Below are 15,416 nucleotides of genomic sequence, written 5' to 3'. Positions count from 1 at the left end.
CGACGAGAATCCATCCGATCGGCGTGCCGGCATGCGAAATAGACTCGAATCCTTGCGGATCGAGTCTTCTCGTCAACATCTTTCCTTTGCGGCCTCTTCTTATTCGGCGGCTTCCAGCTGCGTCAGCAGCTGTCCATACAGCTTGGTCACCTCCGCCGATGGCCGGACGCCCAGCTCTTCCTCAAGCATGTCCGAGTACTTCATGAACAGCCGGACCATCGCATCGCGATTGTGCTGAGAGGCCAGCGCCTTCATATAGAGCATGACCGTGTCTTCGTCCAGTTCGTTGTATGCCATAAGCTTCGCAAGCAGACGGATAGCGACCTGCGTATCCCCCCGTTCAAGCAGCGCCTGGCCAAGTCGCCGGGCAAATGATGCGTACAGCTGGGAGATGCGCTCAACCTCGCTCCACGCCCACGGGTAAGCGAGGTCCCCGAACAGTTGTCCAATGTATGTCCGTTCAAGCTCTATCGCCCGGTCCAGGTTAAGCGCATCGATGACGGCCATCTCCCGGCAGCCTTCTTCGAAGCGGTGAATATCGACCTCCGCCAGCGTCAGGTTCAATGCATAGTGATTGGCATCCGAATGCAAGCTCCCCTTCATGCCGATCGCCTCAAGCAGCTTGCGGAGCTGATAAGCCGTCGTGTTGAGGTAGACCTCCGCATTTTTGCGGGGCATGCCGACGAAGATGTCCTCGATCAACCGGGCTCGGGAGACGAGGCTCCCGCGATACAGCACCAGATAGGCGCACAGCTCCGCGCTCTTGCTGGATTTCCACTTGACCAGCTCGCGCTGCGCGCCGCGAATTTCCATGCGGCCGAGGCAGTTGATCTGTACCCGAGGGCCAGGTAGTTCCGGACGCCCCTCGCTCCCCTTGCCAGCCGTCTCTTCCGCCAGCGCCCTTCGAACCGTATGCTGCAGCCGCTCCTGAACGACAGGCTTGACCATAAAGTCAAAGGCATAAACATCGAACGCAGCCAGTGCGAACTCGGTGTGAGACGTCACAAAGACGAGCTTAATCTCCCTGCCGCTCTCCCGGAGCCGCTGGGCGAAGGCCATTCCGCTCTCCTTAGGCATGTTGATGTCGATAAAAATCAGGTCGGCCGCAGCGTTTTTTAAGAAAGCTTCCGCCGATGCGGTATCCGCGAAGCTGCCGACGATTTCGACGCCGTCGATTTTGGCCAGCATGCGCTTCATAATCAGATGCATCGCTTTCTCGTCGTCCACGATCATGACTTTCATCCGATCTCCCTCTCTGCCATCGGATCGCGGTCAGGCGCGGCATTCTCCTGCGCGGCCGGCACGGTGAAGTAAAAGGTGCTGCCCTGCTCGGGCGTGCTGTCGAACCAGAACTCGCCTCCGTTCAGCCGCACGAACTCCTTGCATAGCGCAAGTCCCAGCCCGACGCCCCGCTCGCCCGCCGTCCCTCCCGTAGACACGACATTGTCTTCCCGCAGCAGCGTATACAGTCTGTCTTCGGGAATGCCTATGCCCGAGTCGCTGACGCTGACGGTGTAGAAACCGCCGGTTTGCCATGCACGCACCCGGATGTCGCCGCCAAGCTCGGTGAACTTGATCGCGTTGGACAGCAGGTTGCGCAGTACGAGGTCGAGCATCTCCTTGTCCGCGAATACGCAAGCGGCCGGCTCGATGTCAGATGTAATCCGAATGCCCTTGCCGTCGCTGCGGCCTTGCAGAAGCCGGACATTCCGCTGCACGGAATGGGACAGGCTCTGCACGATCGGCACGAACACCATGCCGCCCCGTTGACTGCGGAACCACTCAAGCAAGCTCTCGACGAGCGCGAACGTGCTGTGCACCTGCCGGCTCATCTCTTGTACGATCTCTTCGTGATCCTCCCCGCAGACAGATGCCTCTTCCTCCAGCAGCTCGGTCAGATTCAGGAGCACCGCCATCGGATCCCGGATATCATGCGCCACCACGTTGAACATTTGATCCTTGAACGCGTTCAGCTCGCGCAGCTGCCTGGCATTCTCGCGCAGACGCTCCTCCGAGCGTACGGCATCCGTTACGTCTCGCAGCAGCAGCATCTTCCCCGCAGGTCTGGATCGAAAGTCGGCAATGAGCGACACTTGTACGCTGTAATAACGGTCCGCCGCTTCGTCCATCAACAGTTCCTTGTCCTCGGAGGCAGACGCGAGGTCGATCCTGCGGAGAAGTTCGGGATTGGCTGCGAAAACGGTCGCAGCAGGCTGTCCGATGCCATTTTTGCGGCCCAAGCCCTGGATCGTGCGCCCCGCAGCTTGATTGAAGCCGGTAATGTTGTGCTCCAGATCCAGCAGCACGACGGCGTCCTGCATGGATTCGAATACCTTCTGCAGCGCCATCGGCGCTAGCCGAAGCAGGTTGAACTGGTAAATGCCGAACAAGAAAAAGATGTTCGAGAGGACGAAGCCGAAGGGAGAGATATCGAAGGGCGTGGGCAGAACCTCGCTAAGATAGACAAGGGTGGAGGCGTAAGGCGCAAGCGATCCGATGAGCATAAGAACGACATGCTTTTTCATGGAAGGCGCTGACTTGAAATACATTCGAACGAGAAGAACGACCCCGACGAGGATCAGAACGTAAGCGTACACGACGTGGACGTAGTACAGCGGCCCCCTGACGATCCGGGCCAGCGGGAAGCCCTCGGAGTAATCGAGCGTGAGGCTTTTGTAAAAAAGATGATGCCATTCGTTCGTATTGTGGGCGATAAAAGTCATGAAGGGGATGACCATCGCGACGGCAACGGTCCATTTGCGTATGTAAGCCTGCCTGCCCGTATATTGAAGGACCATGATAAACCAAAATACGGTGCCGAACGGAATGCCGATATATTCAATTCGCAGCCAGAAGCGGATGGTCTCGAGCGACGCGCTCACGAGCTCGGATGCGTAGCCGAACGTATAGAAAGCCGTGCTCAAGATGCACAGGCCGTAGCTGACCGCGATCGGCAGTTCCCTTCTTTTCCAGCACAGGTAGACGACCACCGCGGAGCAGCAGGCAGACGCAATGAGCAAGGCGGACAAGTATAAATTGAAGTTCATAAATGAGGAGGCTCCTCGTGCAGCTGGTGGGCTGAATATTCGTTCGCAGATGCGGGAGTCGTCGTCCGAATCAGCAGGCCGCACGCTCCGTTTCTCCAGTATACACCCCTTTAATGATGGAGAAATGACAAATTTCGACGAAAATAGACGGCGCCGTATTCCCTATATGGAAATACGACGCCGTCATTCGGATTGCGTTATTCCGCTTCGCCCACGACAGTGAAGCGCTCGCCCTCATGCGCGGGCCGTTCGATCTCGTCTACGACCGCGATCGCATAGTCCGCGTAGCTCACGTAGCTGTCGCCCTTCGCGTTGACCAGCAGCTGGTCCCCTCCCTTACGGTAAGCGCCGGTGCGCTTGCCTGCCGGATCGAAAAACGCGGACGGGCTGACGAACGTCCAGCGGAGGCCGGTCGCGGCTTGCAGGTCCTGCAGGTTTTGCGCCTGGTTAGATGCGGTCGCCTTGAACATCTCGGGAAAATCGGGCGTATCGACGACGCGAAGCGTCTTGGCCTCGTCGACAAAAAGGCTGCCCGCGCCGCCCACGACGATGAGGCGGGTATCCGGCGCACCCTGCAGCGCCGCGATCAGCGCCCGTCCCGCTTCCGCATGCAGATGCGCCTGGTCGAGCGGCGCGCCGAACGCATTCACGACCGCGTCGAACGCTTGCAGGTCGCTTGCTTGCAGATCGAAGATGTCCTTCTCCAGCACCGGCCAGCCTTTGCCGGCTATCTTGGCCGCGCTGCGGACGATGGCCGTCACCGTATGGCCACGCGCCGCCGCTTCCTTGGCGATCGCGTCGCCCGCTTTTCCGCTTGCTCCGATGATTCCGATGTTCATGTTCATGTCCTCCTCTAAAGAGATCGCTTTTTTGCAAATGGGTGATGCTTATGCGTCGGAGGCGGGCTATAGTTGTAACCACACCAGATACAACCCAGGCAGAGAAAAGCGCTTAGCCGTTCGCGGCACGCTTTTCTTCTATCTCCCGGGCCAGCACGTCGACGAGCTCTCTCATCGTCACGGCCGCCAGTACGCCCTCCATCGCCGCCTGCGCCTTGACCATCATCAGGCGCAGCACCTGCTCGATGTTGGCGCCTACCGGACAAGCCGGATTCGGCTGCTCGTGCATATGGAACAAATGGTCCGCCTCCACCACGTCAACCGCGCGATAAACGTCAAGCAGCGTGATCTCGTCCAGTTCCTTCGCCGGCGTGGCGCCGCCGCTGCCTGCCTTGACGTTAACGAGTCCGGCCTTCTTCAGATGACCGAGCACCCTGCGGATGACGACCGGATTCGTCCCGACGCTGCCGGCCAGCCACTCCGACGTATGGTGGTCCTGCGGCCGAATCGCCAGCAGGGACAAGATATGCACGCCGATGGAAAATCTGCTGCTGATTTGCATAAGCAACACCCTTTCGTTGTAATAATTATAGTTACAACTTGTGCCGGATGTCAAGGCACGGTATCTTAGGTTTCCGCAAAAAAGGGAAACCGATTCGTCTTCGGCTCCCCTTTCCCACTTGCTTATTTGCTTACTTGATTAACAGATTCTCCGGTGTCGACGTGATCGTCGTGATCGCGTATCCGGGAGAGCCCGCGCCTGCAACAGGGCTCGCCGTCGTGCTGCCCTTGCCGCCGTTTCCGCCGCTGGCGCCGCCGCCGCCGCCCGTGTTGTAATTGCTCGACGAGCCCGCGTAGTTGCCCGCCGGTCCGCCATTTACGCTTATGTTGCCTGTCACGTTGACCGTTGCGCCCAGCAAGTGGATAATGCCGCCACCGCCACCGCCTCCGCCGCCTTCGGAAGTGCCGCCATTGCCGTCGAAGCCGCTGCCGCCGCTGCCGCCGTTAGCCCGGATCGTGCCCGACAACAAAATGCTGCCTTTCGCGCCGATCACCACGATGCCGCCTCCGCCTCCGCCCGCGCCTACGATGCCTGCGCCGGCCGTATTCGGATTCGTTCCGTCCAGTCCGTTGGCATTGATCATCCCGCCGCTGGCGATGCTGACGTTCCCGCCTGCGGCCAGAACGATGGAGCCCCCGCCGCTGCCTCCGCTGCCATTCGCGTCCCGACTGCCCGCACCGCCGGCCGCTGCCGGAGGGCTCGTCAATTGGGCGGCCTGCAGCTTGGCGAGACCGATGCCGGCAGCGCCAGGCCCGGCAGGCGCCAGAGAAACGCCCGGATTCGGGTCGCCGTCCCCGTTGTCCTGTGCGCCCGGCAGGACATTGATCGTCCCAGTGGCCGATACCGTAATATCGCCTGTCGCTCTAAGCGTAATGCCGCTTGGTACGATTAACGTCCCGTTGACGACAATCGACGTAAATTGAAGGTTAGTTATGTTTGTCGTCCCCGAGGACAAATCCAAGATGGTACCGGGGGCGACACTCAGCACGCCGCCGCTTCCGTCTCCATAAATGCCGACCGCGCCGCTGGCACCTTGCGGCCCTTGCGGACCCGTCGGGCCAGTGGCGCCAATCGGGCCTTGGGGACCGGTCGCGCCTGTCGGGCCTTGCGATCCCGTCGGGCCTGCCGGACCGGCAGGTCCTTGCGGGCCGATTGCGCCGTCGGCGCCTTTTTCCCCTTGCAGACCTGCGGGGCCAAGCGGCCCTTGCGGACCGATAGCGCCATCGATGCCATCTGCGCCCGCCGGCCCCTGCGGACCGATAGCGCCATCGTTGCCGTTTGCGCCCGCCGGCCCTTGCGGACCGATAGCGCCATCGATGCCGTTTGCGCCCGCAGGCCCTTGCGGACCTTGCGGACCTTGCGGACCGATAGCGCCATCGTTGCCGTTTGCGCCCGCCGGCCCTTGCGGTCCGACCGCACCGTCGTTGCCGTCTGCGCCCGCCGGCCCTTGCGGTCCGGTCTCACCGTCGTTGCCGTCTGCGCCCGCCGGCCCTTCCGGTCCGGTCTCACCCGTAGGACCGGCCGGGCCGACAAGTCCTTGAGGACCCTCCGGCCCTTGCGGTCCGACCGCGCCGTCGGCGCCCTTATCGCCCTTCGGGCCTACCGCTCCAGCCGGTCCCTGTAGCCCCCGATCGCCCTTCAGGTTCAACTGGTACGCCCGTTGGTCGGACCTGCAACTGCCCTCCGGGTCGATCAGATTCATTTTGCCGTCGTTGCTGACGCAGATGCTGATCTTATCCAGCACCGTCGTCGCCGCCCAAGACCCTTGAATGTTGAAGCCTGCAAACGCGACGACGATGATCGCCGCAATCTTAGTTTTGAATCCCTTTACCTTCATATCAAAGTCCACTCCCCGCCAGCTTTATCGTTTAGATAAAATGAATAGCTCTCAACATTCGGGCCAGCATCGCCACCGCTTCCGCGCGAGACGAATCGCTTTCCGGACGGAACGCATCCGCCGCCTGGACGATTCCTGCAGCTTGCGCTTCCTTGATGTCTTCGGCCGCCCACCTGGAGATCGCCGTCTCATCGCCGTACCGCTGATAAGGCGTGGACGGCTCTATCGTATCTGCTCCCGGATACCTCATGGCCCTCATCAGCATGACGACCAGTTCCTCGCGCGTAATTTTCCGCTGCGGCCGGAACGTGCCGTCCTGATAGCCAGTGAGCAGCCCCGCTTGGTATGCCGTGCTTACGGCTGCGCCGTACCATCCGCCCCGAACGTCCTTGAACGGACTCGCAGCCGTCGATTCATTCAGACCTAGCGCCCTGACCAGCAAGACAGCGATCTCCGCGCGCGTGAGCGTCGCATTCGGCGCGAACGCGTCGGAGCTGCGGCCTTGAACGAGCAGCTTGGAGGCAAGCAGGCCGATATCGTCCGCAGCCCAGTGATTCCCAATGTCAGCAAATGCGGCAGGCCGGTCGATGACCGTGTATATACTGGCGCCCGGCCGCATCATGTTCGCGGTCCACGTTCCGTCGTTCAGCTTCGAAAAGTTCGTCGGCACAAAAGCGAACTCGTTCGTATCCGCCAACCAGCGGACGCCCGTCGCCGTACGCGGGACTTCCTCCGTACCAAGAGGCAGCGAGCGAGTCAAGTAATGTTTGAACGCGCTGAGAAACACGCTCCTGCCGTTTCCGCCGGTGACCGAAACCTCAAATGCGGTTGGCGACCCCAGCACTCGCGCCTGCATGTTGGACGCTTTCTGACGGATCGCTTGGTCTAACGCCTCGTCAGGCGGACCGACGTTAACGGCGAATACGATGGAGTCTTCCGACATGCCGAACGCGTCGCCGTATGACGCGGCGTCGAATTCCGACAGTGGAATCCGCATCGTCGCTGCGCCTGCCGACACGTCGAGCACCGCCTGCGGATTAATCTTTCTGAGCGTGCCTATGTCGGCGGCCGGGATGCTGACGGTGCCTCCGTTCTCGGGGAGCCGGAGCTCGACGAGCCCCTTTTGCACGGCCTCGATCGCAATCGGGTAAACGTTGCCCTGTTCGTCCTGCAGGGACAGCGCGGCCGGCGTCGGGGTGGGCGTGGCCGGTTGCGGCGTGTTAGCCGAAGTTGGCGTCGGTGTCGGCGTAGCCGATGTTGTTGGTGTCGGCGTAGCCGATGTCGTTGGCGTCGGTGTCGGCGTAGCCGATGTCGCTGGCGTCGGTGTCGGCGTAGCCGATGTTGTTGGTGTCGGTGTCGGCGTAGCCGATGTTGTTGGTGTCGGTGTCGGCGTAGCCGATGTCGTTGGTGTCGGTGTCGGCGTAGTCTCCGGATCCGTAAACTCGACGCGCACGCTGGCCGCCAAGGGTTCGCCATTCAGGCTAGCCGTTATTTCCGAAACGCCAACGGATGCTTCCGAGGTCAGCGTCGCCAGATAGACACCGTCCGTCCTGTAGACGAGGGATACGGTGACCGGCAGATCGCTCCCTTCTGGTAGGTCGGCAGGGATTGCGCCGTCCGTAAAGCTCGGCGCCAAATCGCCGACCGGTCCCGGCTCGGACGACCAATCGCCCATATGGCCGTACTCGGACGAGACCAGCTCCGCTTCGTAGCGGCCGTAAGTCGCGTGCGTCACGCTGTCGAGCGTGCCCAGCGTGGCGAACAATTGCATGGAATCGGCGGGCTCAGATACCGCATTGCCGTACCGGTCCTTCAGGCGGAGGGTGATGAGCGTCCGGCTGACGCCGTCTCCGGGAATCGAGGCATGGGCCGACTCGATCGTCGAGGTTGTCGCGGACGGCGCGCCGGCGCCAAAGCTGACCCGAGCCATATCCGACAGAACCACGCCGCCAACCTCCGCTCGGATGAGCGCAACGCCCGCCATCGTCGGCGCGGTCAGCATAGATTCGTACCGTCCGTCGCCCGAGACGGTCACGCTGTCGTCGAAGGAGCCCAGCGTTGTCGTAAAGCGCACCTGCTCCGCAGGGAGCGACACGGGATTGCCCGCATCGTCCGCGAGCAGAAGCGTCACGCTCGTGCGGCTTGCCCCGTCCGCGGGGAGCGACTCCCGATCGGCGTCTATCGTACCGTCGTACGCGGACGCGAAGGCGCGCGAATGAACCCCGTACGGCACGAGGCTCGCGAAGAGGACCGCGACGAGCATCAGCTTGACCGTCAAGCCGCTCCCGTTGCGTTTTTGTCTGATATTGCGGTCCGACATGTACTTCCCGCCTTTACTTCATGACTCTCGCTCTGCAAGCGGGGCCTCATCGGCAGACGCTCGCATCGGATGTACAATATATCGAATATCCGAGTCATTATTTAAAGGCGTTTCACGCTATTTATTTAGAAAAGCGCCTCCTCGCCGCTATTAAGCCGGCAGAAAGCGCTTCGGTATCGCTATAATCGGAAATTTGCCAGCATGACCTCTACTCCGCCAACGACCTCTTAACGGCCGAAGCCGCCTCCTCCAGCGCCTCAATGACCTTGTCGCACCACCCGTCGAATTCCGGATCCTCCCGCTGCAGCTCCGGATGCGCGAGGATGTGCGCCACGGTCCGCTGGATCCCCTGATCAAAGCGGATGTCGGCCGTGAAGCCGGGGACCAGCCGCTTCAGCTTGGCATTGTCGAAGACGACGGAGTTGGCCTTGTCCCCGGTCAGCCCGCCCGTAAAATCTTCCCGGCTGCACGCCGCCAAAAATTCGGAAGGCGCATGCACCGCGCATAGCGGTACGTCAAGCGCGTCGGCGATGGCCGCATAAATCTGATTCCAGGTCAGCGACTCGTCCGACGTGATCTGTACCGACTCTCCGATCGCATGCAGGTTGCCCATGAGGCCGATGAAGCCCTTGGCAAAGTCCTCGTTGTGCGTCATTGTCCACAAGGAGGTGCCGTCGCCGTGGATGAGGACGGGCTTGCCTTCGAGCATCCGCTTGGCCACCTGCCACGAGCCCTTGCTGCCGTGCACGCCCAGCGGTATCGAGCGCTCGTCGTATGTGTGGCTCGGCCGCACGATCGTGATCGGGAAGCGCTGCTCGCGATACTGCTTCATCAGATATTCCTCGCAGGCGATCTTGTTTCTCGAATATTCCCAATACGGATTGGCGAGCGGCGTGCTCTCCGTAATCCGGTAGTCGGATAGCGGCTTCTGGTAGGCGGAGGCGGAGCTGATGAAAATGAATTGTTTGGTTTTCCCCGCGAACAGTCGGTAATCCCGTTCCAGTTGGGCAGGCACGAAAGCGATGAAGTCCGCCACCACGTCGAACGACAAGTCGCGGATCAGCTCCGCCACGCGCGCTTCGTCGTTGATGTCCGCCTCGATCGTCTTGACGTTCGGGGGCAGCTCCCCGTTGCGCGTACCTCTGTTCAGCAAGTACAGCTCACAGCCTTGCGCCGACAGCTGTCTCGTGATCGCCGCGCTGATCGTACCCGTTCCGCCGATAAATAACGCTTTCATTAAAAAGCACCTCCGCAAAGTGGAATTGAGAATGACAAGACCCGTCTCTTGCTATATTCGCCGCCGGGGAGGCCTGTCCTGTCTCCGAACGCCCAAAAAATCAGGCGGATCGCCCCCCTTGGTCACAATCCTGACGTCCGAGGTCACCAGCTTGGTAGCCGGCAAGACAACGGCGCTCCTACAATGGGTTCACGGTGCGGCCGGCCCCTGCGGCTAATCGCCCATTTTGAGGAAGGAGGCGTCTGTTACGGCAAGCAAGAACGGGCACGACCGACTCCCATATTCAACGACACGGAGGTTATGAAATGTTAAACATGCCACGGCTTAAAAAAATGGCGGCCTGCACGCTTACTATAGCGCTGCTCGTCTCGCTGGCCTTGCAGTTCCAACGCCCGGGCGTCGCCTCGGCCGCTCCTATTGTGTACGAAGCCGAATCCGCCGCCAAGGCAGGCGGCGTCGCCACGGCGACCGACCACACAGGCTATAGCGGCACCGGGTTCGTGGGCGGCTATACGGATGCCAACAAGGGCGGCGCTTCAACGAAATTTTCTGTAAGCGCTTCAACATCGGGCAGCTATACGGCCGCCCTTCGCTATGCCAACGGCACCGGCGCGGCAAAGACGCTGAGTCTGTACGTGAACGGCAGCAAGTTGAAGCAAGTGTCGCTGCCCGCGTCGGCAAACTGGGACACGTGGGCGACCGCGACGGAAACCGTGACGCTGGCGTCCGGAACCAACACGATTGCCTACAAGTATGACACGACAGACACCGGCAACGTCAATCTGGACAGCTTGACGGTCGATGTCTCCTTGGGCGCAAACTTGGCGCTCGGCAAGTCTGCCGTCGCCAACAACAGCTACGGCGGGTTCCCTGCTTCCAACGCCGTGGACGGCAACGCCTCCACCTACTATGAAGGCGCGTCAGGCGCCTATCCCAACACGCTGACCGTCGACCTCGGCAGCGCGCAAAACGTCGGCACCGTCGTCCTCAAGCTGCCGGCCTCTTGGGGCGCACGCTCGCAGACTCTGTCCGTGTCCGGCAGTACGGACAATGCGAGCTTCAGCACACTGAAAGCATCGCAGACGTATGCATTTAACCCCGGTTCGAACAACACGGTGAGCATCTCGTTTACCGCAGCATCCGCCAGGTACGTCAGGCTGAGCTTCACGGCGAACACCGGCTCTACCGGCGGACAGGTCGCCGAATTCGAGGTGTACGGGGGCGGCACAACGCCGACACCGACACCAACGGCCACGCCTACGGCAACGCCAACTGCGACGCCGACCTCGACGCCAACCGCTACGCCAACTGCGACGCCTACTCCGACGCCGCCAAGCGGCGCCTATGAAGCCGAGTCGGGCGTCCGTACGGGCGGCACGGTCGTAGCGACCGACCATGCCGGCTACAGCGGCTCCGGCTTCGTCGGCGGCTTCACCGACGCCAACAAAGGCAGCGCGGCGCTCCAATTCAACGTCAACGTCGCCGCGGCGGGCAACTACGCCTTGAACCTGCGCTATGCCAACGGCTCCACCGTCACGCAGACGCTCAGCCTGTATTCCAATGGCACGAAGCAGACGCAAACTGCGCTGCCTGCGACGTCCAACTGGGATACGTGGTCCGTCAAGACCGACACGGTCACCCTCAATGCCGGCAGCAACACGATTATGTACAAATACGATACGACCGACACCGGCAACGTCAATCTCGACCGGCTCGACCTGGCGATCGTGGTTGCCACCCCGACGCCTACGCCCACACCGACGCCGCCCGTCGGCACGTATGGCGCAACGATGCCTTACGACACGTACGAAGCGGAAGGCATGACGTACACAGGTACGCTCGTCGGTCCGAATACGACGTTTGGCAACATTGCTTCCGAGGCGTCCGGACGCCAGGCCGTGCGGCTCACCTCGGCCGGCCAGTACGTGCAGTTCACGCTGTCCAAGGCTGCCAAGGGGCTCACGCTGCGCTATTCGATCCCGGACAACGCGGCCGGCACCGGCGTCGACTCCGCCATTAGCCTGTACGCGGGAGGCACACTGATCAAAGACGTCCCTTTGACGTCCAAATACAGCTGGATCTATGGCGCTTGGGGGACGGAGGGCGGCCAGATCCGGTGGTCCAACAATCCGAACGCCTCGCCGAACACGCCGCACCATATGTACGACGAAGTCGCCGTCGTGCTGGATCAGCAATATCCGGCAGGCACGGTCATCAAGCTGCAGCGCAACGCGACCAACCTGAACTTCAGCTCCGTTGCGAATGTCACCGTCGACCTTGTCGAGGCGGAGCCGATCCCGGCCGCGATCTCGATGCCGGCCAATTACGTGTCCGTCGCCACTTACGGCGCGATCGCGAACGACGGCGCGGACGATACCACCGCCATCAACAACGCGATCAATGCGGTCAAAAATTCGGGCGGCTCGCTCAAAGGCATCTGGCTACCCGCGGGTACCTTTAACCTCAACAACGGCAATCGCGGCGCCGGCTTCGACGGCTCGGGCACGCGGCTGTATCTCGACAGCGGCATCTCGATCAAAGGGGCAGGCATCTGGTATTCGACGCTTGCGGGCAACTATGCGGGCATTTTTATGCGAGCAGGCAATGTTACGCTGTCGGACTTCAAGATTAGCGCGAACGATGTCATCCGCGACGACTATAACGGCGTGACGGCCGTCGAAGGCGTCGGCACCAATTCTACGCTGACCAATCTGTGGATCGAGCACGCCAAGGTCGGCTTCTGGCTGACCGATCAGACGAACGGCGCCACGATCTCCAATTCCCGCGTGCGGCAAGTGTGGGCGGACGGCATGAATCTCCATCGGGGCACATCCAATACGACGGTCACGAACAACTCGGTTCGGGGCAGCGGCGACGACGGGCTCGCGATGTGGTCGGACGTGTACGTGGATACGAACAATACGTTCAGCTACAACACGGTCCAGATCCCGACGCTGGCGAACAATATCGCGATCTACGGCGGCCAGGGCAACAAAGTCATCGGCAATCTGCTGACGGATACCGTCGTGAACGGCTCCGGCATTTCCTTCGGCACGAACTTCGACCCGCCGTCAATGACGGGCACGCTGACGATCCAGAACAATATGCTGCTGCGCACGGGCTCTCTGCACAAAGACTACGGCTATCAGATCGGCGGCATCTGGGCGTACTGGCTCAACAATAACGGCAGAGCGCAAAATCTGACCGTGACCGTATCGGGCAACGCGATTCAGGACAGCACCTATTCCGGAATCTTCATCGAAGAGCCGGCGCCCAATATTTCCGTAACTTACTCGGGCAACACCATCACGAATGCCGGCACGTACGGCGTTTATGTCAGGGGCACGGCTACGGGCAGCTCGACCTTCACGAACAACACGGTGAACGGCGCGCCTTCGGGCAAATTCCTGAATACTTCGTCCAGCTTCACGGCGTCGGGTTCGGGGAACAACTGGTAAACGGCGTTAGCGCGAAAAACCCGTCGGGGAGCAGCCTCCCGACGGGTTTCTTAGTTAGCGGATGCGCGAGGCAGCCTACTTATTTTCTTTTCCACACCGTACCGTCCGAAAAAGCCACCTTGTCGATGCGGATGTTGACGAGCTTGGCGGTATTCGAGAAGACGATGCCCAAATCCCAGGAATATGTTCCGGTATATCCCTTTTCCAAAGTGATCGGCGTAGCCTGGCCTTGGAATCGGTTGCCCGAGCTGTAATAGGTTTCGATCGGACTGCCGTATACATCGTAGCAGCTGAAGGACAAATCGAAGGCGATTATGGTTTTGCTCGTCAGGTTCAATACCTTGATGTTCGCCTCAGGATAGCCCAGTACATCGTAAGAAATGCTGGAGCCGTCTATGCGCAAAGGAATGTTTTTGTTGGCCGCTAGCTCCTTCTTTAAATAGGCGTCAAGCTGCCGGTCATATTGTCTTTGCTGTAATTCCAAGTAGTCGAGCAGCTTATCGACATACGCATCGGAAGTATACATGCGGTTAGCGGCTTGATAGCTCCGGCTCGGAGTTACTTGACCAGCCGCGGCGACCTGCTTGACTGCTCTGCCGATGTAAGTGCTATCCGCATAGTCGATCGTAGCGGAGCCCAACATCCGCGTCGCGGCGTGTGCGAACGCGCCCTTTTGACCCGGCGCCACGGACATCTCGCTTTCCAGCGTGCGCACCTCTCCGTTTTGGCCGAAATACTCCACGTAACTTACCTTTAGCGTCTCGGTTCCCAGGTTTTTAACGGTGGTATCGGTGATTTGCAAAGGCAGGCCGCTGTAATAGGCGCTTTTATCGAGATTCGCCGTTTGGATCAGGTAGGTTCCGTTTTTGTTGACGATCGAAGCGCCGAGCCCGTCGGTCAAAAAGCGCAGCGGCACCATGACGCGGCCGTTGATCTCGGCGGCCGGGGCGCCAAGAACGGAGACAACGCCGTTCATATAACCGACCGGTTCCCCGAGCGTGATGGACAACGCCACGTCGTCCCTTGCTGCGATGATGCGCTTGTTGCCCGAGTCCCAACTGAAGGCAAGCCCTAGCGCCTCAATCGTTTCCTTCGCCGCCACCATCGTCGTACCGTTCCTGGTCACTGGCGCCTGCTTGTATACGATCTTCGTCCCGTTCACAAACACCGCGATGCCAGGTGTAGCTGCGCCCGCCAGATTAGGGAGAACCCCCATCGTGAGGCAGATAACCAGCATCATGGTTAACAATCTTGCTTTCATTTGTTCTCTTCCCCTTTGATAATGAATGGCCGCCCTTCCCATTCGTTTATATAGTTCTATCTGTAACTAGATGGTATGGGACTTTATGGGCAGGAACATTATACCATTCTATCAGTCGACGGCAATACTGGACTTTTAAGCATTCGCATGCTGTCACAAATCCGGCCGCATCGTTGTCTTAGATAGCAGGAACGACAAATACGAGCAAAATGGAGGAATCGACATGCAATTGCGAATGAACTATATGACGGCGAACAAGGCCGCTTTCCAGACGTTGTTGAAGCTGGAGGACTCGGTCAAAAAACTGGGCCTCGATCCCGTGCTCTACGAATTGATCAAGATCCGGGCTTCGCAGATCAACGGCTGCGCTTTCTGCGTCGACATGCACACGACCGATCTTCGAAAAATGGGAGAATCCGAACGCCGCATCAACCTGATCGCCGTATGGCGGGAAGCCCCGCAGTTCACCGCGAAGGAGCGTGCCGCGCTCGCGGTGGCGGAGGCCGTCGTGCGCATCTCCGACGCAGGCGTGCCGCAGGATATCTACGACGAAGCGCGCCGGCACTTCAGCGAGAGCGAGTACATCGCGATCATTATGGCGGTCAACGCGATTAACAGCTGGAATCGCATCGCGATCGCGACGGGCATGTTCCCCGGCTGCTTCGACAAGCAGGCGACGCAGGCGTAAGGCTGTGTGCAGCGAAGGGAGCGGAGATCGGAATGGACCGCTAAGGCGGTGTGTTCCCGGTCGCGCGGATCTTGGCGTAAATAGCGGATTCTGTGTCCGATTGGCCATCCGCAGCAGATAGCCGCCGTATTCAATCAAGCCACCCGCCGGGTGGCTTGTTGGCGTCG

10 protein-coding genes are annotated in these 15,416 nt (G+C 60.3%); 2 read left to right on the top strand and 8 right to left on the bottom strand.

Features of this window, described 5'->3' with window-relative positions; translation table 11 throughout:
* Window positions 1-99: 99 nt before the first annotated feature.
* The 7 genes from KB449_RS33445 to KB449_RS33415 form a co-directional block, all read right to left on the bottom strand.
* Window positions 100-1,242, bottom strand: coding sequence for a response regulator (locus KB449_RS33445; RefSeq protein WP_282912485.1), 1,143 nt, complete (start codon window positions 1,240-1,242; stop codon window positions 100-102).
* Window positions 1,239-3,047, bottom strand: coding sequence for a sensor histidine kinase (locus KB449_RS33440; RefSeq protein ID WP_282912484.1), 1,809 nt, complete (start codon window positions 3,045-3,047; stop codon window positions 1,239-1,241). Before KB449_RS33440 ends, KB449_RS33445 begins: the two co-directional genes overlap by 4 nt.
* 197 nt (window positions 3,048-3,244) lie before the next feature.
* The gene (locus KB449_RS33435) at window positions 3,245-3,886 is read right to left on the bottom strand and encodes an NAD(P)-dependent oxidoreductase (protein ID WP_282912483.1); all 642 of its coding nucleotides are present in this window, start codon (window positions 3,884-3,886) and stop codon (window positions 3,245-3,247) included.
* Between the two features lie 112 nt (window positions 3,887-3,998).
* Window positions 3,999-4,448: an Rrf2 family transcriptional regulator gene (locus KB449_RS33430; RefSeq protein WP_282912482.1), complete on the bottom strand. Its 450-nt coding sequence runs from the start codon at window positions 4,446-4,448 to the stop codon at window positions 3,999-4,001.
* Window positions 4,449-4,578: 130 nt separating this feature from the next.
* A complete protein-coding gene (locus KB449_RS33425) occupies window positions 4,579-6,285 on the bottom strand; it encodes a collagen-like domain-containing protein (protein ID WP_282912481.1) in 1,707 nt (568 codons plus the stop codon).
* Between the two features lie 31 nt (window positions 6,286-6,316).
* Window positions 6,317-8,605, bottom strand: coding sequence for an invasin domain 3-containing protein (locus tag KB449_RS33420; RefSeq protein WP_282912480.1), 2,289 nt, complete (start codon window positions 8,603-8,605; stop codon window positions 6,317-6,319).
* A gap of 208 nt (window positions 8,606-8,813) precedes the next feature.
* On the bottom strand, window positions 8,814-9,842 hold the full coding sequence (locus KB449_RS33415; RefSeq protein ID WP_282912479.1) for an SDR family oxidoreductase: 1,029 nt from the start codon (window positions 9,840-9,842) through the stop codon (window positions 8,814-8,816).
* A 305-nt stretch (window positions 9,843-10,147) separates the two neighbouring features.
* Between KB449_RS33415 and KB449_RS33410 the strand changes: the two genes are divergently transcribed.
* Complete coding sequence (locus tag KB449_RS33410) at window positions 10,148-13,300, top strand: CBM35 domain-containing protein (protein WP_282912478.1); 3,153 nt, start codon at window positions 10,148-10,150, stop codon at window positions 13,298-13,300.
* A 79-nt stretch (window positions 13,301-13,379) separates the two neighbouring features.
* Here KB449_RS33410 and KB449_RS33405 read toward each other — a convergent pair whose 3' ends face one another.
* A complete protein-coding gene (locus KB449_RS33405; RefSeq protein WP_282912477.1) occupies window positions 13,380-14,561 on the bottom strand; it encodes a stalk domain-containing protein in 1,182 nt (393 codons plus the stop codon).
* A gap of 223 nt (window positions 14,562-14,784) precedes the next feature.
* Here KB449_RS33405 and KB449_RS33400 point away from each other — a divergent pair, with 223 nt between their 5' ends.
* Complete coding sequence (locus tag KB449_RS33400) at window positions 14,785-15,249, top strand: carboxymuconolactone decarboxylase family protein (RefSeq protein ID WP_282912476.1); 465 nt, start codon at window positions 14,785-14,787, stop codon at window positions 15,247-15,249.
* Window positions 15,250-15,416: the final 167 nt, after the last annotated feature.

It is taken from the genome of Cohnella hashimotonis (assembly GCF_030014955.1).
GTDB lineage: Bacteria > Bacillota > Bacilli > Paenibacillales > Paenibacillaceae > Cohnella > Cohnella hashimotonis.
Note: the sequence above shows the minus strand (reverse complement) of the source record. Positions and strands in the feature narration are given on the sequence as shown.